Below are 25935 nucleotides of genomic sequence, written 5' to 3'. Positions count from 1 at the left end.
TCGTTCCCTCTCAAACAGGATTTGTCAAGATGGTTAGCGATAAAAATCATAAGTATGGGTAACGATGAAACAGAATATTCAGCACATAAATAACAGTACGATTGTCTATTTTCTCGATACCCAGGTAGCAAAATCATCAATTTTATTTTGCTAGAACCCTTGATTTTTCAAGCTTCTTAGGGAATGAAACAGCCCTGGGACTACAGGGGGGTATTATTATGTGCATCTTCATACAAAATAGGTATTTAGGACTTACGCATTGACGAGGTGGTAAAATAGTGCATTGAAAAAAAGATGTCGTCTACTTTCAAGGTATCGGACAATTAGAGAAATCAGCAAACCCTCAACAGCACAATGTAATTTAGAGCATTACACCCTGTTCTTGCTATCGGAGCCAAAGCATGGAGGGTGCAGTCGGTTAGCAGAAATCTTGGGAGATGTTTCACATGATAGTGTGAACAGATTTTTGTTGAGAGAAAGATACGAGCCAAAAGATTTATTCGACATTGTCAGAGAAATAATCAATTTAGAAGGAGGTATTTTAAGCGTTGATGACACAGTAATAGAAAAGCTATACAGCGAACCAAAATACGCAGAATTAATTGGATATTTTTGGTCAGGGAAATACCATAAGGCGATTAAAGGATTAAATTTAATCACACTGTATTACAGCGACATACATGGGAATTCAGTCCCAATAAATTACAGAATATATGACAAAAAGGAGGGGAGAACCAAGAACGATTATTTCCAAGAAATGCTGATTGAAGTGATTGATTGGGGTGTAAAACCAAGACTAGTGACAGGAGATAGTTGGTACTCAGGAGTAGAAAACTTAAAGTTTTTAAGAAACCAGAAATTGGGTTTTCTATTTGGTGTTGAGAAGAACAGAACTGTATCTAATGAACCAGGAAAGTATTGCCATGTAAGCAGTTTAGAGCTTCCTGAGCAAGGGTTAGTCACGCATCTGAGAGAATTTGGATTTATCAAGTTGTTTAGGAAGGACTTCAAAAAAGAAGACTCTAGGCACTATATATTGTATCTACCAGATAAAGAAGCTCTCCAACAAATAACCAGAAGTGAATTTGTGACAATTCATGATACTCATTGGGGAATTGAAAGTTTTCATAGAGCCATCAAACAAGTATGTGGAATTTGTCGATTCATGGTTAGAGATAGCCACGCAATCAAAACACATATATTTTGCTCGCTTCAAGCATTTGTTCGTTTAGAAAAAATGCGCTCTGAAAATATCATTAACAATTGGTATGAAGTCCAAAGGAATCTATTCACAAAAGTTATTCGTGAATATGTTTTGGATAATTTGAGCGCTGTTTGTGCTGATTGAATACATAAACTAGTTGTTTCGTCAATGCGTAAGTCCTAGTATTAACTATTAACTGTTAACTGGTAACTGAAATGATATGGACGGAAATCGATGCTCATATTAGCCGGGTGAGTGGTGAAAGATTTCAGAGTCAGCAGCGGCGTAGTGTTAGTGGCGGGTGTATTAATCAAGGTTATGCAGTTTCCAATGGTGAGTTGACTTACTTTGTCAAACTCAACCAAGCATCCCAAGTGGCGATGTTTGAAGCTGAAGCGCTAGGGTTAGAGGAAATGCTGACAACAGCTAGCATTCGCGTACCCAAACCGCTGTGCTGGGGTACTGCGGGTAATTCCGGCTACATTGTGATGGAATGGCTGGAAATGGGAGGAGACAATACCAAATCGTGGTCAGATATGGGCCAGAATGTAGCAGCAATGCATAAAGCGACTAGTAGTCAAGGGTTTGGATGGAAAATTAACAATACCATTGGTTCCACACCCCAAATCAACACCTGGACAGCAGACTGGGCAGAGTTTTATGCTCAATATCGACTCTCATATCAATTTCAGTTAGCAAGGCGGCGGGGTGGTAATTTCCCCCTGCAAGAAAGATTATTGGCCGCTATCCCTGAATTATTGGCAGATCATCAGGTGCAGCCTTCTTTAGTACACGGTGATTTGTGGGGTGGGAATGCGGGGTGTACGGTGTCAGGTGAACCTGTGATATTTGATCCAGCAACTTATTTTGGCGATCGCGAAGTTGATATCGCTATGACAGAATTATTTGGTGGCTTCCCAGCATCTTTTTACAAAGGTTACAACGAAGTGTTTCCTTTAGATGCAGGGTATGAACACCGAAAACCGCTCTATAACCTTTATCACATTCTGAATCACTTCAATTTATTTGGCGGTGGTTACAGTTCTCAAGCCAACCGCATGATTGACCAGATTTTGGCAGGACAAGTAGCCCGATAAAACCAACAATTCCCCAATTAGAAGTCAAGGGAGTATTAATGAACCAGTTCTGGTAGAGTAGCTTTCAACTTTAGACAGTTAGCACCATCAACTTGCAATTGGTACTCTACTTTATCCATCAAACGATTCATAATCAGCCAACCATAGCCACCTTCTTGTTTTTCTAAAGGATTTGGCGCTAAGTAGGTGGACATATCAAAACCTTCGCCGTAGTCCCAAATTTCCAAAGCAAGATCCCGGTCTTTCAGTTCCAGACGCAGTAAGATTGGTAAATTTGACCGCTCTTTATGAGCATGACGTACTGCGTTGGAGTAGGCTTCAACCAAAGCTAACCGCAAACGACTTGATTGTCGTGACCAATCAACAGATTCTCCTAGCTGGATTTTTAGACATCCTAACAACCAATTTTCGACAATGTTTAAAAAATTCAAGTCACTAGGTACATGAAGCTCAGTTTTCATCACTTATAAAACCTCCAGTGAGAGTATAGTTTGGTCATCTTCTTGAACATGGTTATCTGCCTGGATGCGCGCTAGTAAATGGTTGAGAGATAGTGGTAGAGTCTCTTGCTGTAAGAGTTTCCAAAGGCCATCTTGATTTAGCATCGAACGGCTAAATGGCTCAATGCCATGTTCGCTTTTTTCAGTCAAAAACACATCATTTGATACCATTGCCTCTGTAATTCCATCACTAGCTAACAGTAGGATATCTCCAGGAGCGAGAACTAATTGACCAGACTTAGCCTCCCACTTAAGTAAAATACCTAAAGGAACACCCCTTACCTTGAGGTAATTAGGCTGTGCGTCCCCATTTTCTTGGTTTGACCAAAGAAGAGGATAGACGTGTCCGGCGTTAGCATAGACAAAATCTTTAGTGCTGGGGGTGTAACGTGCTAAGACGAGGGTGATGAAGCAATTGTTGCTAATTAAGTCATCGCTCATGGCGTGGTTAAGATTTTGCATGACCACATTCGGCTCGGCTGGCGTTTCTTGAGATAATTCTCGGCGTAATACCGAAATAGCGCTAGCCATAAACAAAGCCGCAGGAACGCCTTTACCGGAAACGTCACCGACTGCTAACCACAAGTCACCTTTAGGATGGACAAATACTTCAAAAAAATCCCCTCCGACTTCCCGTGCGGGATAGCAAGATGCCTGCACCCTAGCACCTTGGATATCAGGTAAACTTTGGCGTAGCAGGTTGTGTTGAATTTGGCGCGCCACCTCTAACTCATTTTGGAGCTGCTGTTGCTTTTCCTGGAGGCGCTGATAGAGTTTTGCTTGAGAGAGAGCTAAAGCTGCTTGCTCAGTAACCCCAGTAATCAGTTGTATATCTTCATCTTGCCAGGGATAGTCACGTCCCTTTTGGTAAAGGGCTAGCACAGCTAGCAGGTGTTGCTGGTAGGATAGTGGCACAACCAGTTGACGGCAAGTCTTACCTTCATAGGTATCTTCAGTTAGCTGATAATGTCGCGTTTCGAGAACTTTTTCAATTAAAAGACTAGGGTCGAAGGTGCAACTTGATATGTGAGATTGAGCATCCATGTAGAAGAACTCATCTTTTGTCAAGCGATCGCCTTCTACGGGTCTTAGCAAGCAGCAAGTAGCCTCGAATGTTTGTCCAATTGTCGCCACAATCTTTTCCAGCATACTGTCGTAGTCCAAAGACTCACGAATTGCTGTTGTCACGGCATTATACAAAGACTCTCGTCGCAAGGCGCGACGCAACTCCTGAGTGCGTTTCTTAACTAAGCGATATGTATCAGTAGCTTGCTCGACTAATGTCTTCAACCGTTCGGGATTCCAAGGTTTGGTTATGTACTTGAATACCTGACCAGAGTTAATGGCGTCTACTAAATCTTCGACATCTGTGAAACCAGTCAGCAAAATCCGAATGGTATCGGGAAATCGCTCTACTGTAAGGCTAAGAAATTCAGTACCGTTCATTTCTGGCATTCTTTGGTCAGAAATAATCACGGCCATCTCGCCTTCTTTGTCTAGAATGTCCAGCGCACCACGAGCATGGCTAGCTTGATATACTTTAAAATCTCGCCTAAAAGTGCGGTAGAGTAAATCTAGGTTATCTAGCTCATCGTCTACCACCATGAGCTTCAGCTTTTCTACCTCTGTTTCAGTCATATTTGACTTTAATTTTCAAATACTTGAATGGCTGGCAAAGTAATGTAACATTTATCACACTAAGTAACCAAGTAATAATCAAACGGTCATCATTATAGAGAGGTTACCCACTTTGAAAATATACTTATCTCAAAGTTGTAAATTTCTCCTCATTGGGCTTTAGAGTAAATACACCCTAAAACTAACCACTATCCCACCAACCCAGAACGTAAGGCACGAACTGCAGCTTGGGTACGGTCATCAGCACATAGCTTATTTAATATATTGCGGACATGAGTTTTTACAGTTCCAACTGTGATGTAAAGTCTTTCCGCTATTAGCGCATTGCTACAACCTTCGACAATCAACTGTAACACTTCTAACTCTCGTTCTGTCAGGGTGTAAGGTTCTATGGTTTCCTGATCATCCACAAACTCTGAATATTGATGAGAATTTTTTGTATTTAGTGATACCCCATCTTGTTTAGGTGGATTGTGTTGTGCTTGTTGTAACACAATTCGGGCGATCGCCGGATCAATCCAAGCGTTGCCATTGTGGGTTACACGGACTGCTTCTAGTAAATTATCGAACTTGATATCCTTCATACAGTAAGAATCTGCTCCAGCAGCGAAAGCCGCTAGCACTGCTTCCTTGTTATCTTGTAGCGTTAAAATTAGCACCTTCGTGGCTAACTCTTCGCCATTACTAGTAGCTTTCAACTCCCGCGTCAGTTCAATACCATCTTTATCTGGTAAACCGATATCGATAATTGCAATATCAGGTTGTAGTGCTTTTAACATTTTCAGACCTTCCGCAGCATTGGCAGCTTCTCCAACAACTTCAATTTCTTCTTTTTGTAGTAGTGCTGTCCGAATACCCACACGGGTGAGGTCATGATCTTCAATCAGAGCAATACGAATTTTACTCATAGCCAACTTGCGCCCGTTACACTACCTTAACTGTAAAATTGAGTTTACTCAAAAGTCTTAAGAGATTCAGTTTAAAGATATTTTTACAAAAATATATAAACCCCAGATGGGTAAGGCTAACAGGTGAGGATGTTTACCAGCGCCAGAGACCTTGACTTTGAGTGCAAATATCTCATGAGGCTTCCTCTTACCCAAACTCAACTGACAAAGCGGTCGTAGCCTTTAATTAAGCTGTCGCGCCTGCAAATTGCATCACGATCATTTTAGGCAAAACTTGTAAATCCTCATCCCTTGCTTCCTACTCCCCTGCTGACTCAATGTGCAAACCATAATCAAAACAGCTTATTTTTATTTTCCCTCAAGTATTTCAGGCAGCGATCGCAAACAAAGCAAGCGGTCATCATAACTTTATCCAGCTTAGGATACTGTTTGTTTTTCCTCTGAAGAAAAACAGATTAATTCCTACAAGTTGCCCATCTTTTTGTTTCAGCTTGTAGTCAAAGAAGTTAACAAACATTCCCCAACCCATATCGGATATGGATTTTGATAGCTCGCGGTTGCGGACTATTGCCTTAACATTGAGATTTTCCACAATGATAACTTGGCTTTCGTCTACCAATTTTTTGCTGAGTTTATGCAATAAATCTTGACGGGAAGGGCTGTTTCGTTTTTGTCCGGACATTCATCCCACGCTTCCCTATCGGTTGAAACATGGGACTTTTGCCCGATTCAGCTAAATTATATCAAATTCTCGAAAACTCAACGAATCCAGCAGATCGTAACCACAGATGCTACTCCCAGATTTCGCTGATGCTCAAATTGAGTAGAAAGATATCTTATTGATATCCCCAAACAAAGCGCAGCTGTCTATAGAAATTGGGAGCATCCCACTTTTTTGTATGTTATTGCGGCTGTGATAAAATCTTCGGGAATTAATAGACATGGCTCAAAAATTACTGCTCGTACCAATTTTAAGAATCTTTTTGAAATATGGATTCTTTGTAATATTCAATGCATATAGCAGTCCGCTTTGATTTTTGAACTACACTTCTGTAGCATTCTTTTTTAAAATCGATATTAGTTACTATTGATGTAATGTAAGATATTTTTATGACAATAAGTCATAAATACACAGCAGCAATTGATCTAGTAAAATCACTGAAATTCTTTAACTTAGTTATTTTTTAGCATCTAAGTAAACAATTTGTTGTTGCTAACCATTACAACAGATGACACATTAAAATATTTGATAAACTAATGGTCGAGAAAATATGGTGTGAGGCTAATCAAGAGTAGGCTATGTCTAAATCGCCTAAAGTGCTTTCAGTGTTGGGAATGCCAGTTCATGTGATGACTAACTATCCAGGCTGGTTGCTAGAACGTTTGCAACAAGGTAGAGGAACTCATGTGATCACGCTCAATGCAGAAATGACTATACAGGCAGAGCGGAATGGTTCTTTAGCTCAAGTCATTCAAAATGCTGAGTTAGTGATTCCAGATGGAGCCGGGGTCGTTCTGTATTTGCGTTGGCTATTATGGCAAAAAGTACAACGTTGTCCAGGAATTGAATTAGCTGAAAAATTATTGCGAGAACTTGGACAAAAGCAGACAGGCGCAAAAGTGTTTTTCTATGGAGGAGCGCCAGAAGTGGCTGCAAAAGCAGCAGAGTTTTGTCAGCAGCAAATCTCAGGTTTAAATATAGTGGGTACTCACTCTGGCTACCATTCACAAGAAGAAGAAGAAAAATTGCGACAAACTCTCACCCAATCGCAGCCACAATTGATTTTTGTAGGGTTGGGAGTGCCGCGTCAAGAGTTATGGATTGCTCAAAACCGTCATTTATGTCCCCAGGCAGTTTGGATCGGTGTTGGCGGTAGTTTCGATATTTGGTCAGGGACGAAAAATCGCGCTCCAGCTTGGTTGGGAAATAACAATTTGGAATGGCTGTATCGACTGTATCAAGAACCTTGGCGTTGGCGACGGATGTTGGCTTTGCCAGAGTTTGCGGTGAAAGCTTTTGTCTATCATTTGACGGCAAGGAGTGTTATGAGTTAGCGGCTACAAAGGTAAAGTGCTGACAATTCAGGGGAGTCAGAATTCAGGAGTGCGGAAGGATATTCTGGATTCTGTTTCCTGGATTTTGGTAAGTAGGGAGTCAGAATTCAGGAGTGCGGAAGGATATTCTGGATTCTGTCTCCTGGATTCTGGTAGATGAAAAAAATTTAATTTTGCATTTGAGATTCTCAGGTTCTACTTGGGAATCCTTATTTTTAGGTGAATTCAACAAACAAGCGGGGGAGATGAGGGAGATGAGGGAGCAAAATCCTCCTTATCCTTCTGATCTTTCCCAGACCCCTTTGTTGGTGTAAGGAAAATTTAGGAATGCCAGTATTAACAACGCCAGGAACGACTAATAAATTTGGTTATCGAGAGGACAATGAAACTCAGCCGCACAGTGATATTGCTTCTGTAATTTTGCAATTGCGTTCTGTAACAAAAACCTATACCAACGGCTGTCATGCTTTGTTGGATGTGAACCTTCAGGTAAAGCGGAAAGAATTTTTATTTATCACAGGGCCAAGTGGTTCTGGGAAATCAACGTTCTTGAAACTGTTATATGGCCAGGAGTTAGCAACGCAAGGAGAAGTAATTGTTAATAATGAAAATTTGGCTACTTTGCGAGGCGATCGCTTATCTTTATTGCGGCGACGCATCGGTATTGTATTTCAAGACTACAAACTGATTCCGCAGCGGACAGTGGCAGAAAATGTGACTTTTGTACTGCAAGCGCAAGGTTACACTCGCAAAGAGATTCACAGGCGTTTAGAGCCAACTTTGAAGCTAGTGGGTTTACTATCTAAAGCTGATTGTTTTCCCGATCAACTTTCTGGAGGAGAACAACAGCGGGTGAGTATTGCTAGAGCGATCGTGGGTACTCCACCTCTGCTGTTAGCCGATGAACCGACAGGAAACCTCGATCCAGATAATTCCTGGCAAGTGATGCAGATTTTACAGAAGTTAAATTCCTTTGGGGCGACTGTAATTGTCACTACTCACGATGAACAATTAGTGCGGCGGTGCAATCATCCTGTGGTACAAGTCCGTGATGGCAGGTTGTATCGAAAATAGTTGAGTGTTTGTCATTTGTCATTTGTCATTGGTGAAGACGTATTCCCCAGTCATCAGTCAACAATCCCTATGGCAAAACTTGCAAGCGATCTAAGACTTGTAAACTCTCAAAAGCTGCTTCTCGAATTATTCCCTCTTGCTCCCTACTAAGTAAGAGTTGTAAACATTCGATAACATCTTGCTGCACAGAAACATCAACTTGCTGACGAGAGATTAATTTAGTTAGTTGTCGGACGGCAATCAAACGCTTTAATGGATCTACTTCAGTTAAGTTGAGTAATAACCGATCAAGTTGGCCTTCCTCTCGACTAGCATGGAGATTAATGATTTGCCAAACCAACAAAATTAAAGTTAACAGCGTCCCTAAACCTTGGGCGATCGCACCAGCCGCAATCCAAGAGCTACTAGAATCAACCCAGATGGCAGATGCCATGTACGTACTGACAGTGGCAATACCGCCACTGCCAATAGCTAAGACTAGCCGTCTATTGGGACTGTTGAGAAACTTGCTAATTTCCAACCAGCGCCTTTGCCAGTTCCATTCCTGCATCGAGTAAATTAATAGCATTACTCCAACGCCGACAAACAGCGCTAACAGCAGTTTCCAGTTCCACAACAGCATCGCCAAGGCGATCGCCAGGAACCAAAGAATGCCTCCTGACCCTGAGAAACCTTTAAAAGTTCGCTGCTTTGGGCTTCCTATCTTGAAGGCTGGAAGCAACCAGTTGGGAAGCTGGTTGATTAATTGCTGCCGCGAAGACGAAGCCTGTGCCACGGTATTTACCTACTAGACTACAAATTGCTAAATAATATATAAGTTTTACCAGGAAATAGGGAGAATTACAGACTCCCAGTTCTGAGGGCTGATATTGACAATTAATAATACTCTATAAGAATACCTGGACTTGGGCGGGTAGGAACCACTTTGTGAGTAAGTTTTGATTTAAAAACAAAAACGGAATTTATCCAGGGTGAATTGACCATCAAAAGCGCAGAAGGTAACGGAATAAATGTCATTCGCTGCTACCGACAATAAGGTATTCGGGGGCATTGCGGAGTCGGAATTGGCAAGATTAGCTGATGGTAGAACTGTTTGGGCTAATAGTTGGCGATCGCGATCGTAGGCAGAAAGTACTAGCCGCTGTGAACTAGTGACAAAAGCGCTAACCCAGTTAACGGGATGCAAGAAGCTAGCTTCTAGAAGTCCGCTTTTGGGAGATCCCATTAAAACAGTCAACCCTGAGTGCGCGGGAAATGCTGGATTTGATGGTTGTATTGCTAAAGAATTCTCAAAAATGACGCCCCAACTTTCATACTGGCGTTCCACGACTTCAAAGCATTTCAAATCTTCTAAATTTAACGAAATACAAGTAGGTACAGTATCTGTAGTAGAGTCAACTACTTCCTCAAGCTGGCCCTGCCAAGCTGAAGCTATCACCTGGTTGTGAATCTTAAAATTGTCAAGCGCAAATTTAGCGTCTTCAAACGTTGGTACTTTATGTGATTGAAGAATAGCTTGCTTTACCATGACGTCCTACTTTACTATTGCCTAAAGAATAATTAAATGAATAAATCTATCAAAAGCTATTATTTCTGCATCTATAACGAGAATGAATAGCTGTTCTTAAAGAGCGTTTCGACGATTCTTGACGCTCGAAAATATCCGTGAGTTTCCTGATAGACTATCATAAAAAACTCCAAGCATAGTTTTGCCTAAGTAATACTCGCTACCAAGATAAATCCTTATTGGCAGGCAAATACAAGCAAAATTACCCAATAGGCTTGAAAAAATAATTACCAAATCTTCACACGTAATCCAGTAATTTCACATCTACTTAATCTGACGGTGGTGAGAAGTTCTGGAGTTATTGATTCATCGATAATAGTAGAGAGTTTAAACCCAGAAAAGCACTGAACTTCTGCCAAAAGTACCTTTTCCCCAGTTCTATAGGAGTCTACTCTGGGGTGACATGACTGTAACTTGTGTTAAGTAACCACAATTGTGAATAGAAAATATTTATGTTTCAGCCAGTAGGATTTGAGCAACGTTTTGTAAATACCTCGTTAGGTAGGATAGTTTACTATACCGCCACTGGTTCACCTTGGCAGGATGATATAACCACAAAACGTGATGAGGAAACTTTGGTGTTTCTGCACGGCTTTGGTGGTGGGTCTTCTGCTTATGAGTGGTCTAAAGTTTATCCTGCCTTTGCCTCTGAATATCGCATCATTGCACCAGATTTGATAGGTTGGGGTAAATCTGAGCATCCAGCGCGCAATTACAAGGTTGATGATTATTTAACCACGATTCAGGAGTTTTTAGAGCAGACTACTACGGGTGCGGTGACAGTGATAGCTTCTTCGTTAACTGCGGCGTTGACAATTCGGGTAGCGATCGCTCATCCTAATTTATTCAAGTCTTTAATTCTCGCTACACCTGCAGGACTTTCCGACTTTGGCGAAGACTACTCCCGCAGCTTTTTTGCTCAGTTAGTCAGCGTTCCCATTATTGATCGCTTGCTGTACAGTTCTGGAATTGCCACCAGTGGAGGGATTCGCAGTTTTTTAGAGCAACGCCAATTTGCCCAGGCTAATCGAGTCTACCAAGAAATTGTCGATGCTTATTTGGAATCGGCACAGCAACCTAATGCTGAGTATGCAGCGTTATCTTTTGTCCGTGGTGATTTGTGTTTTGATTTGTCACTTTATATTCAACAACTGACAACTCCCACCGCCATTATCTGGGGGCAAAAATCACAATTTACAGGTCCCGAAGTAGGACGTAAACTTGCGGAAATTAATCCCCAAGCAATTCAATTTTTTCAAGTTTTAGAAGATGTGGGGTTAACGCCACAATTAGAACTACCAGCGGTGACAATTGGATTAATTCGCCGATTTTTGCCTTTGCTTAATTAGTTATTAGTCAGTGGTAAATAACCACTGACTACATGTGACAAGTTGCCTATTACCTGTTCCCAACGATAAATATTTATGCCTAGCTACTTACTAGACCCATACTATTTGTGGAAACGGTGAAACAGGTAATTGAACGCTTACGGTAGTACCTGTTGCCAACTCAGAACAGATTAACAGTTCCCCACTATGAGCATTGACGATGCGTTTGCTAATAGCCAGCCCTAACCCAGTACCGCCAGGTTTTGTAGAAAAAAATGGTACAAAAAGCTGGGGGAGAACTTCCGGCTCAATAGGGTCGCCGCCATTGTGAACATAAATGCAGACTTTATCTGTCTGCGAACAGTCTACTTCCCATCTAACGATATCTCCGGCGGCAACTGCCTCACAAGCATTGCGAACAATATTAATAAATACTTGTGTCAGTTTGTCCTTATCCCCTAAGATTTTCACCGCAGACGACGCGGGAATAAATTCAATTTGTCTTTCCAGTGCTTCTGGCATCTCACATATAAAGACAAGTAATTCACGAATAAATTCATTTAAATCTAATTCACAAACTTGCAACATCTGGGGCTTGGCATAGAGCAAAATTTCCCCCAACAGACGCTGCAAACGACTAGCTTCGCCAAGCGCTAAGGATAATCGCTCTCGTGCTGATTCCGTCAGAATGGTTTTTTGAAAATACTTCAATCCCATGATCATTGTGGTCAAGGGATTGCGAATTTCATGGACAATCATGGCAGCAAATTCACCAATAGCCGCCAGTCTTTCCTGTTCGACAAGCTTGGCTTGTGCTGCTCGCAATTCTAATGTTCGTTTTTCGACTTCAGCCTCTAAAATCTGATTAAATTGGCACTGTTGTTGATAAAGATGATAGTTGTCAATTGCTGTCGCCGCACGTTCAGCAAACAGTTCCACAATTTGGATTTCTCCTTTTGTAAAATCTCTTGGTTGTTGATGAAAAGAGCAAACAGTACCAATCACTTCACCTTCAGCCGTCCGCAACGGTATCCCTAAATATGCACAGTAGCCTTCTGGAGCTTCTCCATACTCTGGGTTTTGTTGAGCATCTTTCACGGCTAAAGAGTGGCCCATTTGAATAACAGTCCCAGTTAAAGAACCGTGTAGTGAATAAACATGTTCGCCCTCGCCCATATCAATACTACTAGCCAGCACTTTCTCAAATCCCTTCTGACAAAGCGTTACCACCGACCAATCTACCTCAAGTAAATCACTAACTCCACAGGCAATGTTGTGCAAATAGCTAGCCAGTTCGCCAGTTCGATAGTTCAAAGATGATAAACGGGCTATGGTTTGCCGTTCACGTTGCCATAATTGGTTTTGCAACAACATTTCATCATCATTAGCTTTATTCATAGTTTTAGGTGGACAAAAATAAATGTTTTTATTGTCAGTTAAGTCAAACAAGCCCAGAACATTGCTACAGCTACGCCCCTCGTAGAAATAACTTGATTTTAGTCTGTTTTGTTGATGATGAAAGGTTATGCTTATTGGGGTTGATGCTTCATATAGGAATCCGGTTTGATTATTGAAAAAATCTCCGTATCTGTAGGGTGGGCAATGCCCACCAAAACCATGATATGGTGGGCAATGCCCAACGCCACTCCTCTCAACGCGGGAAACCCGCGCACGAGGGTGGCTCCCCTACGTGTATTTCAGAAATCAAATACTAATCCTATAGTCTGAAAATTTAGGTTTTGCTGAGAAATTCATAAGAACTTTCTCAACAAAATATCAGCTTTCTAGATATAAATTCTTATATATTCATAATTTTGATACTAATTGTTCAAGTGATAATCAGTTAAAAGGTCAGAAAAGCTATATTACTGATTAATAAACAGAGGATACAACTCATGAAATTAAGATATTTGTTAATACTAGGTTTGTCTTCTATCGCCATATTTAGCTGCGTCCAAGAATTATCAAGTAATCAGTCTAGTGCAGCCAAGTCTTTAGCCCCATCAATACAATTGCAAGAGCCAACTGCCATCAAGTCAGGCACATTTGCTTCTGGAGAACATACAACTAAAGGAACAGTTCGTATTATTAATCAAAACGGTAAATTTTTACTAAAGCTTCAGCCTTCATTTAAGACTTCTGACTCAGGTCCAGATTTGGTAATAATTTTGCATCGTGCAGATAATGTAATTAATTCCACTAAACCACCATCCTATCCGTTAAAAAGAGGAGATTATATCATCCTTGCTCCTTTACAAAAATCTAGTGGCGCTCAAACATATCTCATTCCTGATAACATCAATTTAGCAGAATATAAATCTGCTGCTATCTGGTGTCGCAAGTTTAATGCTACTTTTGGTGCTGCCAATTTAATTTAGTAAGTAGATCGGCGTAATTAAAGTTAACTGGTAATGATCGTCATTGGTCATTGGTCACTTCTACTGAGTGTAGCCGTAAAGCCTTCGGCATAGCCTCTCGTAGAGAAGCATTTTTCATTGGTTAGAGTTTTCAGTCTGTTTATTTACGTTATGTAACATAATTTGGTTTATTTACGCCAACTGACTTACTGAATTGAAGTATTAGTTTTGCGATCTCTTTAAAATAAAACCAAGACCATTAAAAGACATAAATAAATTAAGGACTATATACTAATAGCTTGAAAGCAGCAATTTAAGTGTTATTGTGACTAGACTGAGAAGACGACATCGCTTAATCCATAGAATTTCGGGACAAACATATCTCTGGCTAGCAATCCTAATTTTTGGATCATCTAGTGCAGTCACCCGCAAGCTCACAGAAATTGGTGCCCAACATTTTATGGGTGGACGTAATCCGATTTCTTTATGTAATGTTTTATTCGTGGGCAATCTTTGCGCCTTGATACTTTTGATTCTCATCTATGGGAAACAGTGGAATAAAGCTGCTTTAAAACAACTATCAAGGAAAGATTGGGTGAGTTTAATAGCAGTAGCTATTTTATCAGGAGCGCTGGCCCCTGGCTTAATTTTCCAAGCACTCGCACTCACAGGGGTGAATAACGTTATTTTAGTGGGACGCTTAGAACCGCCTCTAACTTTAGCTTTATCAGTCTGGCTATTGCGGGAACGGGTAAGTTTTTGGGAATTTATGGGGGCGATCGCCGCCTTTATCGGTGTTATTCTATCTATCATTCTTCAGCCTCAAGGAGAAGGCATGATGAATATGGGAGGTTTTGGTTTAGGCATAGGGGAACTGTTAGCAGCAGCAGGATCTATAGCTGTAGCTATTTCTACGATTATTGGCAAGAAATACCTTTCCCAAATCTCTTTAGGAATCTACAGTATTTTTCGGACTGCACTAGGAACCGTCATCTTTTTCTTCATTGCTTTAGTACTTTATGGTAGAGATCATTTTGCTGATGTATTTTCACCGTTCTTGTGGCAGTGGATGTTGCTATATGGCGGGTTAATTGTGGTAGTAGGTCAGTCATTCTGGATTAAAGGCTTGAAAACATCTACTGTATCTGTAGCTTCCTTAATTGGCTCCTTTACTCCAATTGCAGGACTGCTAGCAGCATATTTAATTTTGGGTGAAGCCCCCACCTTACCTCAATATATCGGCGGTAGCTTGATATTACTAGGCTTACTCCTAAGCCAATTTGGTATTTGGCGGCAGACAAATAAAAGATTTGCCCTTAGCAACGTAAATTCTATACCAGCAGAACAGCAAGTAGAAACTGGCATGGGATTCAAAGGATTATAAGATTTTAGACATAAAAAAGCCACCCAATAGGGGGCTATAAGAGTAGATATTAGACAGCAAAACAGGAATATTATTTATCTTTCACTCTGACATCGATAACTGTGGCATTAAAGTTGTAGTTAAAGCCTTCTAATTCAAATGGCATACCAATTTTTACTTTGCTGTTACCTAAAACTGGCCCATTAGCAGTGACTTGTGCTTTGCCTTCTAAAGTCAACAAAAAATCTGTACTAAAGTTGTTGGTTTTTGGGTCTGGTAATTCTTTGACAGTTCCGTCAGGTTGGGTAACATTTACTGTTCTTGGTAGTTGTTGAATTGATTTAATCCCAATCTGTCCATAGGGTTGATTGCGGATAATTACGTTAGTTTTGCCACCTTTTTGTAATCCGTTGGCAAATAATTGCTGAGGATCACGCACATTCAAACCACGAACTGATAAATCTACCTCAATGGGTACTGTTTTAGCACCAACTTGGGCTACGGAACCAGATGTTCCGGGGAAGATAAAGATGCCAAATATAACTAGCAAAATTACTAGCACAGCACCTAAATCAAGAAGGTTGATTTTGCCGAACAGGCGACCTTTGGAATCTAAAATAGCCATAATAAGTGTTCCCAGATATGAGCGGAATAATCGATTGTAGCAGCAGGCTTAATGAGGGTCATGGCAATGTTCCCTACCTGGCAAGCAATAGTAGTAGTGGAGCGTTGAGGTCAAGCGACAGTTTATCATGACTACTGAAGTTGCGTGTGGAATTTGCCTACTTTTAGCGTTCTGGCTGCTTCTAGCTACTGCTGAAAAATGTGCGTTCTCTGGTAGAGGTCTTCTGCGTATATTCCCGGGCTAATGATGATAATCCTTGAGGGCTATATAAGGAGATAAGCTAAAACGCTTATCCGTTACACAATCAATCATTTTTCTTTGTAGACCGTTGACAGTCAACAGTTAACAGTCAACAGTCTACACGATGAAATATGCAAATCAAATGCTGATTAGCTTATATCTTTGGTATTGAGTGAAAAATGCAACTTAAAAAGCTGTAAATTCGTCTCATAGTTTTATATTCTCCTAAGATTATTCTTAAACCGGATCATGATTAATTGGAAAGGCTTGTCTGCAAGTTATCGTTTGTGGCGACGTCGCTGGTTTTATCCGTTAGTTTCGGTGGTAGTCGCCTTGAGTCTGTGCCTGAGTACACCTATGCCAGGAAAGGCTCTAGACTTACTACCGCTGTTGTTACAGGGAGTCCAGGTACTGCAGCTATCTAATATATCCGATCGCCAAGAAGTTGATCTTGGTAAGCAGATGAATCAGGAATTGCAGAGCAGTGAAGTTCGATTGAGTCGCAACCCTGAGTTGGTTCGCTATGTAGAACAAATCGGTCAGCGGTTGGCAGCTAATAGCGATCGCCCCAATCTCCCCTATACTTTCCAAGTAGTCGAAGATGACGCTATTAATGCCTTTGCGACTTTAGGCGGTTTTGTTTATGTGAATACAGGTTTGCTGAAAACAGCAGACAATGAGGCAGAACTAGCCAGTGTCCTTGCCCATGAAATTGGTCACATTACTGGTAGACATCTAGTCAAACAGATGCAGCAAAAAGCCCTTGCTAGTGGTTTAGCGACAGCCGCCGGTTTAGATCGCAATCAAGCAGTGGGAATTGGTGTAGAACTAGCACTCAACCGTCCTCGCAGTCGTCAAGATGAATTTAATGCTGATCAAAGAGGATTAAAAACTCTGACACGCGCTGGTTATGCTCCGTCGGGGATGGTTTCCTTCATGCAGAAACTGCTGAAAAATGGTTCTGGCCCGACATTTTTGAGTACTCACCCAGCAACTAGCGATCGCATTAATGCCCTGAAAAACTCCATTAATTCCCTGCCTAGCAATGGGCGCTACGGTTTAGATAATAATACTTATAAAGCTAATATTCGGGCATTAGTTAGGTATTAATGTCATTTTGCCAAATCAATAGACTATGCTTGTTGCTTTTTACGGCGATCGCCTTTGATTTTAGTTGGATCAATGGCGATCGCTGCTTCGGCTAAAGTCAAAGTCCGAACTAGCTTTTTAAAGACGTTGACTTGATAAACTAAGTTATTTGTAGTGTCCAGTCCAGTCAACCAGCCACTCCGGGGATGATAAGCACCAGTATCTATATCTAACCAGCCTTTTCCTAAAGCCAGTTGACCAGGAGCCACACCAGGTAGTGTAAAGGTGATGGTGTGACCAATAATAATTAGCTTATCTGGGAAGTAGGGCTGCTCAATACTGTGAAACTCGTCTCGTATCCAGCAAAATTGCTCAGAGGTTTGTTTCGCCAAAGGAAGTTCAGGGTCAACACCTGCATGGGTTAACCAAATATCTCCTAAGTCAAGATAGGTAGGTAGCTCCTTAAACCAATCTAAATGATCGTGGGGAATTGTTGCCTCTTGATAACTGGCTACAGTTGCTTGCCCCCCACTATATAACCATGATTGCATTGCTGGGGTGGTTGCGCCGCCATTGCTCAAAATGTTTAATAACATCTGCTCATGATTACCCAGCAAACATGGATGGTTATTTTCTTTGACAAAATCAACTACTTGTGCGCTTTGGGGACCGCGATCGATTAAGTCTCCCAAAAAATAGAGTTGATCATCCGAGCCAGGGGCGATCGCTTCTAGCAAGGTCATCAGTCCTTCATAGTGACCATGTATATCCCCAATTACAATTCGACGCCGATTAATTTTACTCATATGTTGTTCACTTGAATAATATTACTTAGAAGTTCTGCTACAGTTTAAGCTGTCTAAATTCCACAAATATAAGTAAAAATACTTGACAAACTATCTTTCATTGTAAATTTATTTTTATACTTCTAGTCTAAAAATCAGATTGATTGGCAAATAGGCAACCTCAAGCCTGTTCCACAAAGATCCCTGATCGGGGTGATAAAGTCAAAATCAGGCAGATTCAACAAAGGTATTCATCAGCAAATTATGTCCACATTAGCTTAGAATTTACCCAGTCGCAGTATCGCTTACTTGGAATTTTACAATGTCTGAAGAGTTCTCAGCTGAAATCAGCTCACGTATTTGCAAACACATGAATGAGGATCATAGTGATGCGGTGGTTCTCTATGCTAAAGCTTTCGCAGGTGTAGTAGATGCAACAGCAGCCCAGATGCTTGCTATTGACGCCGACGGTATGGATTTAACAGCACAGGTGAATGGGGAAACTGTACCAGTTCGCATTCCTTTCGACCATACTTTAGCAAATGCAGAAGATGCTCACCAAACTCTAATTGCAATGATAAAGCAGGTGCGGGTTCAAGCCAAGTGATTTTAAAACCCTTGTAGAGACGTAAAATTTTGCGTCTCTACACCAACTACAATTCAAATTTAATAAACAACAATTAATTACCTATATTTATACGGACTGAATTTATAGAATTCTAGTCCGTCTTTGTAATATATTGTAGCACTGCCTGCCAAACCTATATTTTCAAAATCAAATAGGAATACTATAAGTATCAAGATATGGCGGTTTTCCGCTCAGTGATGTACAGTTTTAAATCACAAAGCCTGTAGAGGCGGGGTTTCTCCACCCTCAGTTATATTGCTGAATATCTATGCAGAAGATTCGGTTTGTTGATTTGTTTTCAGGAATTGGCGGAATCAGATTAGCCTTTGAACAAGCTGCTGATTCTTTAAATATAGCAAGCACATGTGTTTTAAGCAGTGAAATCAACACAGATGCTCAATTAGTTTATCAGGAAAATTTTGGTCACAAGCCTTTAGGTGATGTTCGGCTTATAGATAGTCTACCAGAACATGAAATTTTATTAGCTGGTTTTCCTTGTCAGTCTTTTTCTCATGCTGGTAAAAAAGCAGGCTTTGGTGATATTAGGGGTACACTTTTTTTTGAAATCGCTAGATTGCTTGACAGCTATAAGCCAAAAGCTTTTATTTTTGAAAATGTCCGAGGACTTTACAGCCATGATGAAGGGAAAACCCTAGCAACAATTCAGCATGAAATTCAAAAAAGAGGTTATAGCTTTCATGCTTTTTTACTCAACAGCGCTAACTTCGGCTTACCGCAAAACCGAGTCAGAATTTATTTAGTAGGAATCTTAGATGCTTCTCCTACCTTGAAATTAATGTCTGATGTGGGGCCGAAAGATTCCCACTCTTATAATCCTCAGCAACTATCTTTATTTTATCCTGCTCAAAAGCCTATAACTGTTGCTGATATATTAGAAAATAATCCTGATAGTAAGTATGATTGTTCACCAGAGTTTGTCAATGCTTTAAAACGGATATTTCATGGTAATTTAAATCGCTTACATGGTGTGCGGCTGATTGATTATCGCGGTGGAAACTCGATTCATTCTTGGGAATTAGGCTTGCGTGGTGAGTGTAGCGCTGATGAAATTGCTTTAATGAATCTTTTCATTTTAAAGAGACGCAATAAAGAATTTGGTCGAGAACAAGATGGAAAATTACTCACAAAAGAGCAAATATCTAGCTTTTTTAAACATCCCCATCTTGGAGAAATTCTAGATACTTTAGTTAACAAGAAATATTTAAAATTTATTAATGGTAAATATAAACCTTTATCAGGTAATTTTTCCTTTGAGGTTTATAAATTTGTCGATCCCGATAAAATTTCCGTAACACTAGTTGCTAGTGATGCCAATAGATTAGGAGTTTATCACAATCAGAGAGTGCGGCGGCTAACTCCCCGTGAAGCAGCGCGACTGCAAGGTTTTCCTGATAGTTTTATCTTGCATCCTAATGATGATAAAGCTTACTATCAACTGGGTAATTCGGTGAGTATTAATGTAGTGAAAGCTGTGGCTCAAGAAGTGATTTTAAAGATATTAATACCATCTCCAACAACACTATCCCAAGCAGCAATTTCAGCTTGATATTCTGGATCTTCAGCATCCTGTTTAAGGGCTGCAATCATTTCTGCTTGCAAAATTTGGCGACGGCGTTCTGCAAGCAGTTTATTGATGTATGCACTACGATTACCTTGTGCATATTGATCTACAAATCGGAGGTTATCGTCTTCTAAGGTAATTGTGACTTTGAGCATCGGTATTACCTTTTAGTTTTACTGTTTAGTATGATTTTATCATCATACTAGTACAGTGCGGCGGAAATAAGCAGACCATTCTCAATCGCTAAAAAGCTTACTCCATATTACTTTTGACTTTTGACTTTTGACTTCCGCCTTGCGGTACTAGAAACAGTAAAATCTACAGACTTTCCCAAAGTTTTATTAATTCATAGTAAATTTTCTCAAAAAACCTCAGCGTCCCTCTGCGCTAACCTCCGCGCTCCTCTGCGTTTAAAAATCCCATCCTGTTACTCCTCTCCCCTCAACAACCAAAAGCCACTGTAAGTCATCCCCGAATCATCTGGTTGCACTAACAGAAAATGTAATCCGAGACTTTGCTGTTTGCGTTGTTCATAGAGCTTTGCTGCGGCTGTAACTTCAGAATCTGCAAATGTCGCCACAATCCACCTATCCACTAAAGCGGCTTCTAAAACCAAGCCATCGGGTTCACCAGCAATATAATTTAGCTCGACGGGGCTGGCTTCATTTAACCATCTCGCTAAACGCATTGATTGTCTACCACCATAAATTACCACACCGGGAACGGGCACTGTTGACGCCAAACCCAAATTGATTGGTTGGAGAAATTCTGGTATGTGCAGAATGGGTATTGGGCGTTCCGCAAACACATCAACAAGTTCACCAGCCTGGAGTGTAGCAAAACGCCATTGTTCTCCCCAAAGATTTTCGGGTAATGGTGATGGAGGTGGCTTATCTAGTGCTAAAGGATATTGTTTCTCTTTTAACCACTGCTTTACTGCCAAAGTCCGCCTGGTAGGTTCGACGTTAATACCTAAATTGCGCCCCGCAGCCTCTATTAAACTCAAAGATTGCGGACGAAATACCTGAATCACTTCTGGAAATTTTCCGCCAGCAGCTAATTCTATTTGAGATGTTAGCCAGTTGGAATTAGCTGCTGACTGGGGACAGGTGGCTGTATACTCAAAGCTGCGAGTTGCATCACAAAGCAACAACTCCCATAAAACTTGTCCTGCTGTGTCACGCTGGGAACTACGATAAAAATCAGCCTGCCAAACCAGACTCATAAGCAATTCAAAATACAAAATTGGGAATGCGATCGCTTGCCGCAATGCACCCTTTATTCCTGAGTCTGTAATTATATCACTGTCATGTTCTAACAATGGGGGCGACTGCTGTATGGAGAATAGGAGCGATCGCTCCTGTTTTGTCCAATCCTTGTCAAGCTTGAAAAGCAAGCAATTCTTGATCCGATTTATGAGAACAAAGGTGTTGTTATTTTATACCTGCGCTCAACGCGATCGCATGGTGTCGAATGTGATCTGCCATAAAACTGGAGATAAAATAATAACTGTGGTCATAACCTGCCTGATAACGCAAATCTAGAGGCTGATTCACTGTTGTACAAGCTTCTTCAAACACCTCTAGTAGCAATTGTGTGGCTAAAAATTTATCGGCAGTTCCTTGATCAATGAGAATTGAACTGTGATATCCCACTTGCTTGACTAATTCACTAGCATCATAAGCACGCCAAGCTGCTGGATCGTTGCCGAGATAACGACTGAACGCCTTTTGACCCCAAGGACAACGTATCGGTGCCACAATAGGTGCAAACGCGGAAACTGATTTATATATTTGTGGGTTTCTCATTGCACAGATAAGTGCCCCATGTCCTCCCATTGAATGACCAAAAATCCCTTGATTCTCAGGTTGTACAGGGAAATTTGCGGCAATTACAGCAGGTAGTTCGTGGACAATATAACTATACATTTGGTAGTGCTGACACCACGGTTCGGCTGTTGCATCCACATAAAAACCCGCACCTGTACCAAAATCCCACTCGTCATCTTCACCAGCAATACCTGTATTTCGAGGACTAGTATCTGGTGCAACTAGTATCAACCCATACTCAGCCGCCCAACTTAGCGCCCCTGCTTTGACGATAAAATTCTCCTCTGTACATGTTAAACCAGAAAGGAAATAGAGAATTGGCAAAGGTTTTTGAGTTGCTTGTGGTGGTTGATAGACAGCAAAGCGCATTTCACTGTTACAGGTAGTAGAAGCGTGGGAGTAAAAGCCGACTTTTCCACCAAAGGATTTATATTCTGAGAGGAGATGAAGATTAGTCATTTATGCCATTAAATTATCAGTTGCAGGTTTATCGGGATAAAAGCGATCGCCGAAAGCTTGAGCTTTGCTGATCGGGCGAGTATTACAAATTACTTTAAACTCTCTAAGGTACTATGCAAGACAGCACGATCAAGCGAGTAGTATCTTGTTTTTCAAAACGTCACCACGCTGCGAATAGATTCCCCTTTGTGCATCAAATCAAAAGCATCATTAATTTGCTCAATTGGCATCACATGGGTAATCAAATCATCGATGTTGATTTTACCTTCCATATACCAATCAACAATTTTCGGCACATCTGTACGCCCTCTTGCACCACCGAATGCAGAACCTTTCCAAACGCGTCCAGTCACAAGTTGAAAGGGACGAGTACTAATTTCTTGTCCAGCCGCAGCAACACCGATAATTACACTCACACCCCAGCCTTTGTGACAGCATTCCAAAGCCTGACGCATCACATTTACATTGCCAATACATTCAAAGCTATAATCAGCACCGCCATCAGTTAAATCAACCAAGTAAGGAACTAAATCGCCCTCAACTTCCCGGGGATTGACAAAATGCGTCATGCCAAACTTTTTTGCCAAAGCGCGTCTGTTGGGATTAATATCTACCCCGACAATCTTATTAGCTCCCACCATCTTTGCCCCTTGGATGACATTTAAGCCAATACCACCCAAACCAAAAACTACTACATTCGCACCTGGTTCTACTTTGGCGGTATGAATAACTGCACCAATACCAGTAGTGACACCGCAGCCAATGTAACAAACCTTGTCAAAAGGTGCATCCTCTCGGATTTTCGCCACAGCGATTTCTGGTAGCACCGTATAGTTAGAAAAGGTGGATGTACCCATATAGTGATGAATTGTCTCTCCACCAATACTGAAGCGACTAGTACCATTGGGCATAACACCTCGTCCTTGAGTCAGCCGAATTGCTTGGCAGAGATTGGTTTTGAGACTGAGACAATATTTGCACTGGCGACATTCTGGGGTGTAAAGAGGAATGACGTGATCTCCTGGTTTGACACTAGTAACGCCAGCACCTACCTCTACTACTACACCAGCACCTTCATGTCCCAAAATAGCTGGAAATAAACCTTCTGGATCTGCACCAGAAAGGGTATATGCATCGGTATGACAAACTCCGCTGGCTTTAATCTCGACTAACACTTCTCCCGCTTCTGGCCCCGATAGTTGCACGGTTTCCAGCGTCAACGGTTTACCCGCGCCGTAAGCTACTGCTGCTTTAACTTCCAAGGTCATATCTCTCTAGTCAATCGCCTGATATTGAGTTTACAGCTTAATTGGGCATTAGGGATTGGGGACTGAGGAAGCAGGGGGCAGGGGGAAAGAACTAATGACACCTTGACTCTTGCCTATACTTCGGCTCCGCTCAGTACAAGTTGCCTATACTTCGGCTCCGCTCAGTACAAGTTGCCTATTGCCTGTCACCTTTTTTGTTAAAATGACATTCTCTAGTTAGATTGGTTAAAGGCGGTACTGTTTTGGCAGCGACGTAAATTATGGTGTCAGCAGCAATCCCCTAAGAAGAATTTATCCACCTCAATTAATCTGTTTGATCACGGCCTATGAATCCTGCTCTAACTAAAATCGGCGCTCAAATGTCTAACCTGACTGGTGTTCGAGCGATTATGAAGGATATTAATGAAACGTTAAGAGCAGGTGCAGGGCAGGAATTGAATAATTTGAGTGCGGGGAATCCGTTGATTTTGCCGGCGGTAGAACAGTTGTGGCGCGATTGTACAGCGGAACTGTTGGCTAGTTCAGAATATGGTGAGGTGGTGTGTCGCTATGGATCGAGTCAAGGTTATGCACCATTGATTGAAGCGATCGCTAATGATTTTAATCGGCGTTATGGGTTAAGTTTAAGCGATCGCAACATCTTAATCACCCCTGGCAGTCAAAGCCTCTATTTCTACGCGGCTAATTCCTTCGGCGGTTACACTACTAGTGGCGAACTCAAACAAATTGTTTTGCCTTTGAGTCCCGACTACACAGGTTATGGTGGCGTTAGCTTGGTACCAGAAGCTTTAATCGCCTACAAACCAACTCTAGATATTGACAAAGCTGGACACAAGTTTAAATATCGCCCAGATTTCAGCCAACTATCGATTACAGAAAGCACTGGCTGCGTCATCTTCTCCCGTCCTTGTAATCCTACTGGTAATGTCCTCACCGATGAAGAGGTGACAAAAATTGCTGCCCTCGCTGCGCCATATAATGTGCCAGTATTTATTGACTCAGCTTATGCTCCCCCTTACCCGGCGTTGAACTTTACCGAGATGACGCCAGTGTTTGGCGAGAATATCGTACACTGCATGAGTTTGTCTAAGGTAGGATTACCAGGTGAACGCATTGGCATTGCCATTGGTGAGGAAAAATTAATTCAAGTGCTAGAGTCTTTCCAGACAAACTTGTGTATTCATCCCTCACGCTATGGACAAGCGATCGCTTCTCGTGCAATTAACTCTGGCGCTTTGGCGGAAATTGCCGAAAAAGTCATCCGCCCCTTCTACCAACAAAAGTTTGTGGTGCTAGAAGATACTTTAGAGGCAGCAATGCCCGATAATTTACCTTGGTTCCTCCATCGCGGTGAAGGCGCTATTTTTGCTTGGTTGTGGTTACAAGACTTACCTATTACTGATTGGGAATTCTACCAAGAACTGAAGCAAGTAGGTGTAATTGTTGTACCTGGTAGTACTTTCTTCCCCGGTTTAAAAGAAGAATGGTCACACAAACACCAATGCTTACGCATCAGCCTCACAGGTAGCGATCAGGAAATTGTCACTGGAATGCAACGTCTCGCCAAGGTAGCTGAACAAGTTTATCAGCGTGCGGCTATTAAAGCTTAGTTAGGTAATGGAAATGGACAGCACAAGACGCAACGCGCCTGCTCGAAAGGCAGAGGCAAAAAACGCAAAAAACGCGAAAAAAGAGCAGCACAGGGCTAACAATCCCCAATTTATCATCTCCAATCCTGATGATTGGCTAGAAATTGGCAAGATTGTTGCACCCCAAGGGATGTCTGGAGAGGTGCGGGTTTATCCTGACTCAGATTTTCCTGAACGGTTTGAGGTACCAGGAAAACGCTGGTTATTGCGTCCTGGTGAGACAGCACCTCAGCCAATCGAATTACTAGGAGGACGTTACATTGATGGCAAAAACTTGTATGTCGTCAAATTAGCAGGTATAGTCACCCGCGATCAATCAGAAGCTTTACGCGGTTGTAAGTTGATGGTGTTGGCAAGCGATCGCCCTAAATTAGCAGAAGGCGAATACTATACCCCAGATTTAGTCGGCTTGGAAGTCTTTTTGCAAGCGTCAGGCCAACTTGTGGGTACAGTGATAGATGTATTTTCTGCTGGTCATGATTTACTGGAAGTAAAGTTACACCCGTCATTTGCCGGCGATCAAAAACAAAAGACTGTTCTGATTCCCTTTGTAGAAGCGATCGCACCCGTAGTAGACTTGCAAGCCCGCCGCGTCGAAATTACACCACCATCTGGGTTATTGGAAATTAATCAGTGAACAGTTATCAGTTATCAGTGAAGGATTTGACAGATGCGATTAATCGCGTCTCT

25 protein-coding genes are annotated in these 25935 nt (G+C 41.5%); 12 read left to right on the top strand and 13 right to left on the bottom strand.

Annotation, left to right across the window (positions count from 1 at the left end; translation table 11 throughout):
* Window positions 1-382: 382 nt before the first annotated feature.
* Together CAL7507_RS13565 and CAL7507_RS13560 are read left to right on the top strand one after the other, a co-directional pair.
* Entirely contained in the window at window positions 383-1348 is a 966-nt protein-coding gene (locus tag CAL7507_RS13565) for a transposase (RefSeq protein WP_083862855.1), read from the top strand.
* A gap of 71 nt (window positions 1349-1419) precedes the next feature.
* Window positions 1420-2301 carry a fructosamine kinase family protein gene (locus tag CAL7507_RS13560; RefSeq protein WP_015129042.1) on the top strand — a complete coding sequence of 294 codons (882 nt, stop codon included), beginning with the start codon at window positions 1420-1422 and terminating at the stop codon, window positions 2299-2301.
* A 35-nt stretch (window positions 2302-2336) separates the two neighbouring features.
* On the opposite strand, the gene CAL7507_RS13555 is transcribed toward CAL7507_RS13560, so the two are convergent.
* From CAL7507_RS13555 to CAL7507_RS13540, 4 genes are all read right to left on the bottom strand, one after another.
* On the bottom strand, window positions 2337-2762 hold the full coding sequence (locus CAL7507_RS13555) for an anti-sigma regulatory factor (RefSeq protein WP_015129041.1): 426 nt from the start codon (window positions 2760-2762) through the stop codon (window positions 2337-2339).
* 3 nt (window positions 2763-2765) lie between these two features.
* Entirely contained in the window at window positions 2766-4439 is a 1674-nt protein-coding gene (locus CAL7507_RS13550) for a SpoIIE family protein phosphatase (RefSeq protein WP_015129040.1), read from the bottom strand.
* A 188-nt stretch (window positions 4440-4627) separates the two neighbouring features.
* Complete coding sequence (locus CAL7507_RS13545) at window positions 4628-5347, bottom strand: response regulator transcription factor (RefSeq protein WP_015129039.1); 720 nt, start codon at window positions 5345-5347, stop codon at window positions 4628-4630.
* 400 nt (window positions 5348-5747) lie between these two features.
* Entirely contained in the window at window positions 5748-6029 is a 282-nt protein-coding gene (locus tag CAL7507_RS13540) for an IS200/IS605 family accessory protein TnpB-related protein (RefSeq protein ID WP_042341324.1), read from the bottom strand.
* Window positions 6030-6646: 617 nt separating this feature from the next.
* Between CAL7507_RS13540 and CAL7507_RS13535 the strand changes: the two genes are divergently transcribed.
* Window positions 6647-7402, top strand: coding sequence for a WecB/TagA/CpsF family glycosyltransferase (locus tag CAL7507_RS13535; protein WP_015129038.1), 756 nt, complete (start codon window positions 6647-6649; stop codon window positions 7400-7402).
* A gap of 327 nt (window positions 7403-7729) precedes the next feature.
* Window positions 7730-8476, top strand: a complete 747-nt coding sequence (gene ftsE, locus CAL7507_RS13525) for a cell division ATP-binding protein FtsE (protein WP_015129037.1) — start codon at window positions 7730-7732, stop codon at window positions 8474-8476.
* Window positions 8477-8543: 67 nt separating this feature from the next.
* Here ftsE and CAL7507_RS13520 read toward each other — a convergent pair whose 3' ends face one another.
* Together CAL7507_RS13520 and CAL7507_RS13515 are read right to left on the bottom strand one after the other, a co-directional pair.
* The gene (locus CAL7507_RS13520; RefSeq protein WP_015129036.1) at window positions 8544-9251 is read right to left on the bottom strand and encodes a hypothetical protein; all 708 of its coding nucleotides are present in this window, start codon (window positions 9249-9251) and stop codon (window positions 8544-8546) included.
* Between the two features lie 168 nt (window positions 9252-9419).
* Entirely contained in the window at window positions 9420-10004 is a 585-nt protein-coding gene (locus CAL7507_RS13515; RefSeq protein ID WP_015129035.1) for a hypothetical protein, read from the bottom strand.
* Window positions 10005-10495: 491 nt separating this feature from the next.
* Between CAL7507_RS13515 and CAL7507_RS13510 the strand changes: the two genes are divergently transcribed.
* A complete protein-coding gene (locus CAL7507_RS13510) occupies window positions 10496-11392 on the top strand; it encodes an alpha/beta fold hydrolase (RefSeq protein ID WP_015129034.1) in 897 nt (298 codons plus the stop codon).
* Window positions 11393-11482: 90 nt separating this feature from the next.
* Here CAL7507_RS13510 and CAL7507_RS13505 read toward each other — a convergent pair whose 3' ends face one another.
* The gene (locus tag CAL7507_RS13505) at window positions 11483-12769 is read right to left on the bottom strand and encodes a GAF domain-containing sensor histidine kinase (RefSeq protein WP_015129033.1); all 1287 of its coding nucleotides are present in this window, start codon (window positions 12767-12769) and stop codon (window positions 11483-11485) included.
* A gap of 497 nt (window positions 12770-13266) precedes the next feature.
* Here CAL7507_RS13505 and CAL7507_RS13500 point away from each other — a divergent pair, with 497 nt between their 5' ends.
* Window positions 13267-13749: a DM13 domain-containing protein gene (locus CAL7507_RS13500; RefSeq protein WP_015129032.1), complete on the top strand. Its 483-nt coding sequence runs from the start codon at window positions 13267-13269 to the stop codon at window positions 13747-13749.
* Window positions 13750-14053: 304 nt separating this feature from the next.
* Entirely contained in the window at window positions 14054-15112 is a 1059-nt protein-coding gene (locus CAL7507_RS13495; protein ID WP_015129031.1) for a DMT family transporter, read from the top strand.
* 70 nt (window positions 15113-15182) lie between these two features.
* Here the strand turns inward: CAL7507_RS13495 and CAL7507_RS13490 are convergent, their stop codons facing one another.
* The gene (locus CAL7507_RS13490; protein ID WP_015129030.1) at window positions 15183-15716 is read right to left on the bottom strand and encodes a DUF4330 domain-containing protein; all 534 of its coding nucleotides are present in this window, start codon (window positions 15714-15716) and stop codon (window positions 15183-15185) included.
* A 489-nt stretch (window positions 15717-16205) separates the two neighbouring features.
* On the opposite strand from CAL7507_RS13490, the gene CAL7507_RS13485 reads away from it, so the two are divergent.
* Complete coding sequence (locus CAL7507_RS13485) at window positions 16206-17066, top strand: M48 family metallopeptidase (RefSeq protein ID WP_015129029.1); 861 nt, start codon at window positions 16206-16208, stop codon at window positions 17064-17066.
* A 23-nt stretch (window positions 17067-17089) separates the two neighbouring features.
* Here the strand turns inward: CAL7507_RS13485 and CAL7507_RS13480 are convergent, their stop codons facing one another.
* Window positions 17090-17851: a metallophosphoesterase family protein gene (locus CAL7507_RS13480; RefSeq protein ID WP_015129028.1), complete on the bottom strand. Its 762-nt coding sequence runs from the start codon at window positions 17849-17851 to the stop codon at window positions 17090-17092.
* Window positions 17852-18152: 301 nt separating this feature from the next.
* Here CAL7507_RS13480 and CAL7507_RS13475 point away from each other — a divergent pair, with 301 nt between their 5' ends.
* Together CAL7507_RS13475 and dcm are read left to right on the top strand one after the other, a co-directional pair.
* The gene (locus CAL7507_RS13475) at window positions 18153-18437 is read left to right on the top strand and encodes a DUF2470 domain-containing protein (RefSeq protein WP_015129027.1); all 285 of its coding nucleotides are present in this window, start codon (window positions 18153-18155) and stop codon (window positions 18435-18437) included.
* Window positions 18438-18726: 289 nt separating this feature from the next.
* Window positions 18727-20025 carry a DNA (cytosine-5-)-methyltransferase gene (dcm, locus tag CAL7507_RS13470; RefSeq protein ID WP_015129026.1) on the top strand — a complete coding sequence of 433 codons (1299 nt, stop codon included), beginning with the start codon at window positions 18727-18729 and terminating at the stop codon, window positions 20023-20025.
* On the opposite strand, the gene CAL7507_RS13465 is transcribed toward dcm, so the two are convergent.
* The 4 genes from CAL7507_RS13465 to CAL7507_RS13450 form a co-directional block, all read right to left on the bottom strand.
* The gene (locus CAL7507_RS13465; protein ID WP_015129025.1) at window positions 19956-20195 is read right to left on the bottom strand and encodes a hypothetical protein; all 240 of its coding nucleotides are present in this window, start codon (window positions 20193-20195) and stop codon (window positions 19956-19958) included. The genes dcm and CAL7507_RS13465 overlap by 70 nt on opposite strands.
* Before the next feature lie 272 nt (window positions 20196-20467).
* Window positions 20468-21265 carry a Tab2/Atab2 family RNA-binding protein gene (locus CAL7507_RS13460; protein WP_015129024.1) on the bottom strand — a complete coding sequence of 266 codons (798 nt, stop codon included), beginning with the start codon at window positions 21263-21265 and terminating at the stop codon, window positions 20468-20470.
* Window positions 21266-21473: 208 nt separating this feature from the next.
* Entirely contained in the window at window positions 21474-22328 is an 855-nt protein-coding gene (fghA, locus tag CAL7507_RS13455) for an S-formylglutathione hydrolase (RefSeq protein WP_015129023.1), read from the bottom strand.
* A 152-nt stretch (window positions 22329-22480) separates the two neighbouring features.
* Window positions 22481-23590: an S-(hydroxymethyl)glutathione dehydrogenase/class III alcohol dehydrogenase gene (locus CAL7507_RS13450; protein ID WP_042342150.1), complete on the bottom strand. Its 1110-nt coding sequence runs from the start codon at window positions 23588-23590 to the stop codon at window positions 22481-22483.
* Between the two features lie 332 nt (window positions 23591-23922).
* Here CAL7507_RS13450 and CAL7507_RS13445 point away from each other — a divergent pair, with 332 nt between their 5' ends.
* Both CAL7507_RS13445 and rimM read left to right on the top strand, forming a co-directional pair.
* The gene (locus tag CAL7507_RS13445) at window positions 23923-25206 is read left to right on the top strand and encodes a valine--pyruvate transaminase (protein WP_015129021.1); all 1284 of its coding nucleotides are present in this window, start codon (window positions 23923-23925) and stop codon (window positions 25204-25206) included.
* A 7-nt stretch (window positions 25207-25213) separates the two neighbouring features.
* On the top strand, window positions 25214-25882 hold the full coding sequence (rimM, locus tag CAL7507_RS13440; RefSeq protein ID WP_042341322.1) for a ribosome maturation factor RimM: 669 nt from the start codon (window positions 25214-25216) through the stop codon (window positions 25880-25882).
* Window positions 25883-25935: the final 53 nt, after the last annotated feature.

This window comes from Calothrix sp. PCC 7507, from assembly GCF_000316575.1.
Taxonomy (GTDB): Bacteria; Cyanobacteriota; Cyanobacteriia; order Cyanobacteriales; family Nostocaceae; genus Fortiea.
The sequence above is the reverse complement of the archived record's forward strand: the minus strand, read 5'-3'. Positions and strand labels throughout refer to the sequence as shown.

Coding starts and splice junctions, on each gene's coding strand:
- ftsE (WP_015129037.1), top strand. CDS start 7,730: ATGCCAGTATTAACAACGCCAGGAACGACTAATAAATTTGGTTATCGA.
- CAL7507_RS13510 (WP_015129034.1), top strand. CDS start 10,496: ATGTTTCAGCCAGTAGGATTTGAGCAACGTTTTGTAAATACCTCGTTA.
- CAL7507_RS13535 (WP_015129038.1), top strand. CDS start 6,647: ATGTCTAAATCGCCTAAAGTGCTTTCAGTGTTGGGAATGCCAGTTCAT.
- rimM (WP_042341322.1), top strand. CDS start 25,214: ATGGAAATGGACAGCACAAGACGCAACGCGCCTGCTCGAAAGGCAGAG.
- CAL7507_RS13475 (WP_015129027.1), top strand. CDS start 18,153: ATGTCTGAAGAGTTCTCAGCTGAAATCAGCTCACGTATTTGCAAACAC.
- CAL7507_RS13485 (WP_015129029.1), top strand. CDS start 16,206: ATGATTAATTGGAAAGGCTTGTCTGCAAGTTATCGTTTGTGGCGACGT.
- CAL7507_RS13515 (WP_015129035.1), bottom strand. CDS start 10,004: ATGGTAAAGCAAGCTATTCTTCAATCACATAAAGTACCAACGTTTGAA.
- CAL7507_RS13560 (WP_015129042.1), top strand. CDS start 1,420: ATGATATGGACGGAAATCGATGCTCATATTAGCCGGGTGAGTGGTGAA.
- CAL7507_RS13545 (WP_015129039.1), bottom strand. CDS start 5,347: ATGAGTAAAATTCGTATTGCTCTGATTGAAGATCATGACCTCACCCGT.
- CAL7507_RS13480 (WP_015129028.1), bottom strand. CDS start 17,851: ATGAGTAAAATTAATCGGCGTCGAATTGTAATTGGGGATATACATGGT.
- fghA (WP_015129023.1), bottom strand. CDS start 22,328: ATGACTAATCTTCATCTCCTCTCAGAATATAAATCCTTTGGTGGAAAA.
- CAL7507_RS13445 (WP_015129021.1), top strand. CDS start 23,923: ATGAATCCTGCTCTAACTAAAATCGGCGCTCAAATGTCTAACCTGACT.
- CAL7507_RS13460 (WP_015129024.1), bottom strand. CDS start 21,265: ATGAGTCTGGTTTGGCAGGCTGATTTTTATCGTAGTTCCCAGCGTGAC.
- CAL7507_RS13465 (WP_015129025.1), bottom strand. CDS start 20,195: ATGCTCAAAGTCACAATTACCTTAGAAGACGATAACCTCCGATTTGTA.
- CAL7507_RS13500 (WP_015129032.1), top strand. CDS start 13,267: ATGAAATTAAGATATTTGTTAATACTAGGTTTGTCTTCTATCGCCATA.
- CAL7507_RS13505 (WP_015129033.1), bottom strand. CDS start 12,769: ATGAATAAAGCTAATGATGATGAAATGTTGTTGCAAAACCAATTATGG.
- dcm (WP_015129026.1), top strand. CDS start 18,727: ATGCAGAAGATTCGGTTTGTTGATTTGTTTTCAGGAATTGGCGGAATC.
- CAL7507_RS13550 (WP_015129040.1), bottom strand. CDS start 4,439: ATGACTGAAACAGAGGTAGAAAAGCTGAAGCTCATGGTGGTAGACGAT.
- CAL7507_RS13555 (WP_015129041.1), bottom strand. CDS start 2,762: ATGAAAACTGAGCTTCATGTACCTAGTGACTTGAATTTTTTAAACATT.
- CAL7507_RS13490 (WP_015129030.1), bottom strand. CDS start 15,716: ATGGCTATTTTAGATTCCAAAGGTCGCCTGTTCGGCAAAATCAACCTT.
- CAL7507_RS13540 (WP_042341324.1), bottom strand. CDS start 6,029: ATGTCCGGACAAAAACGAAACAGCCCTTCCCGTCAAGATTTATTGCAT.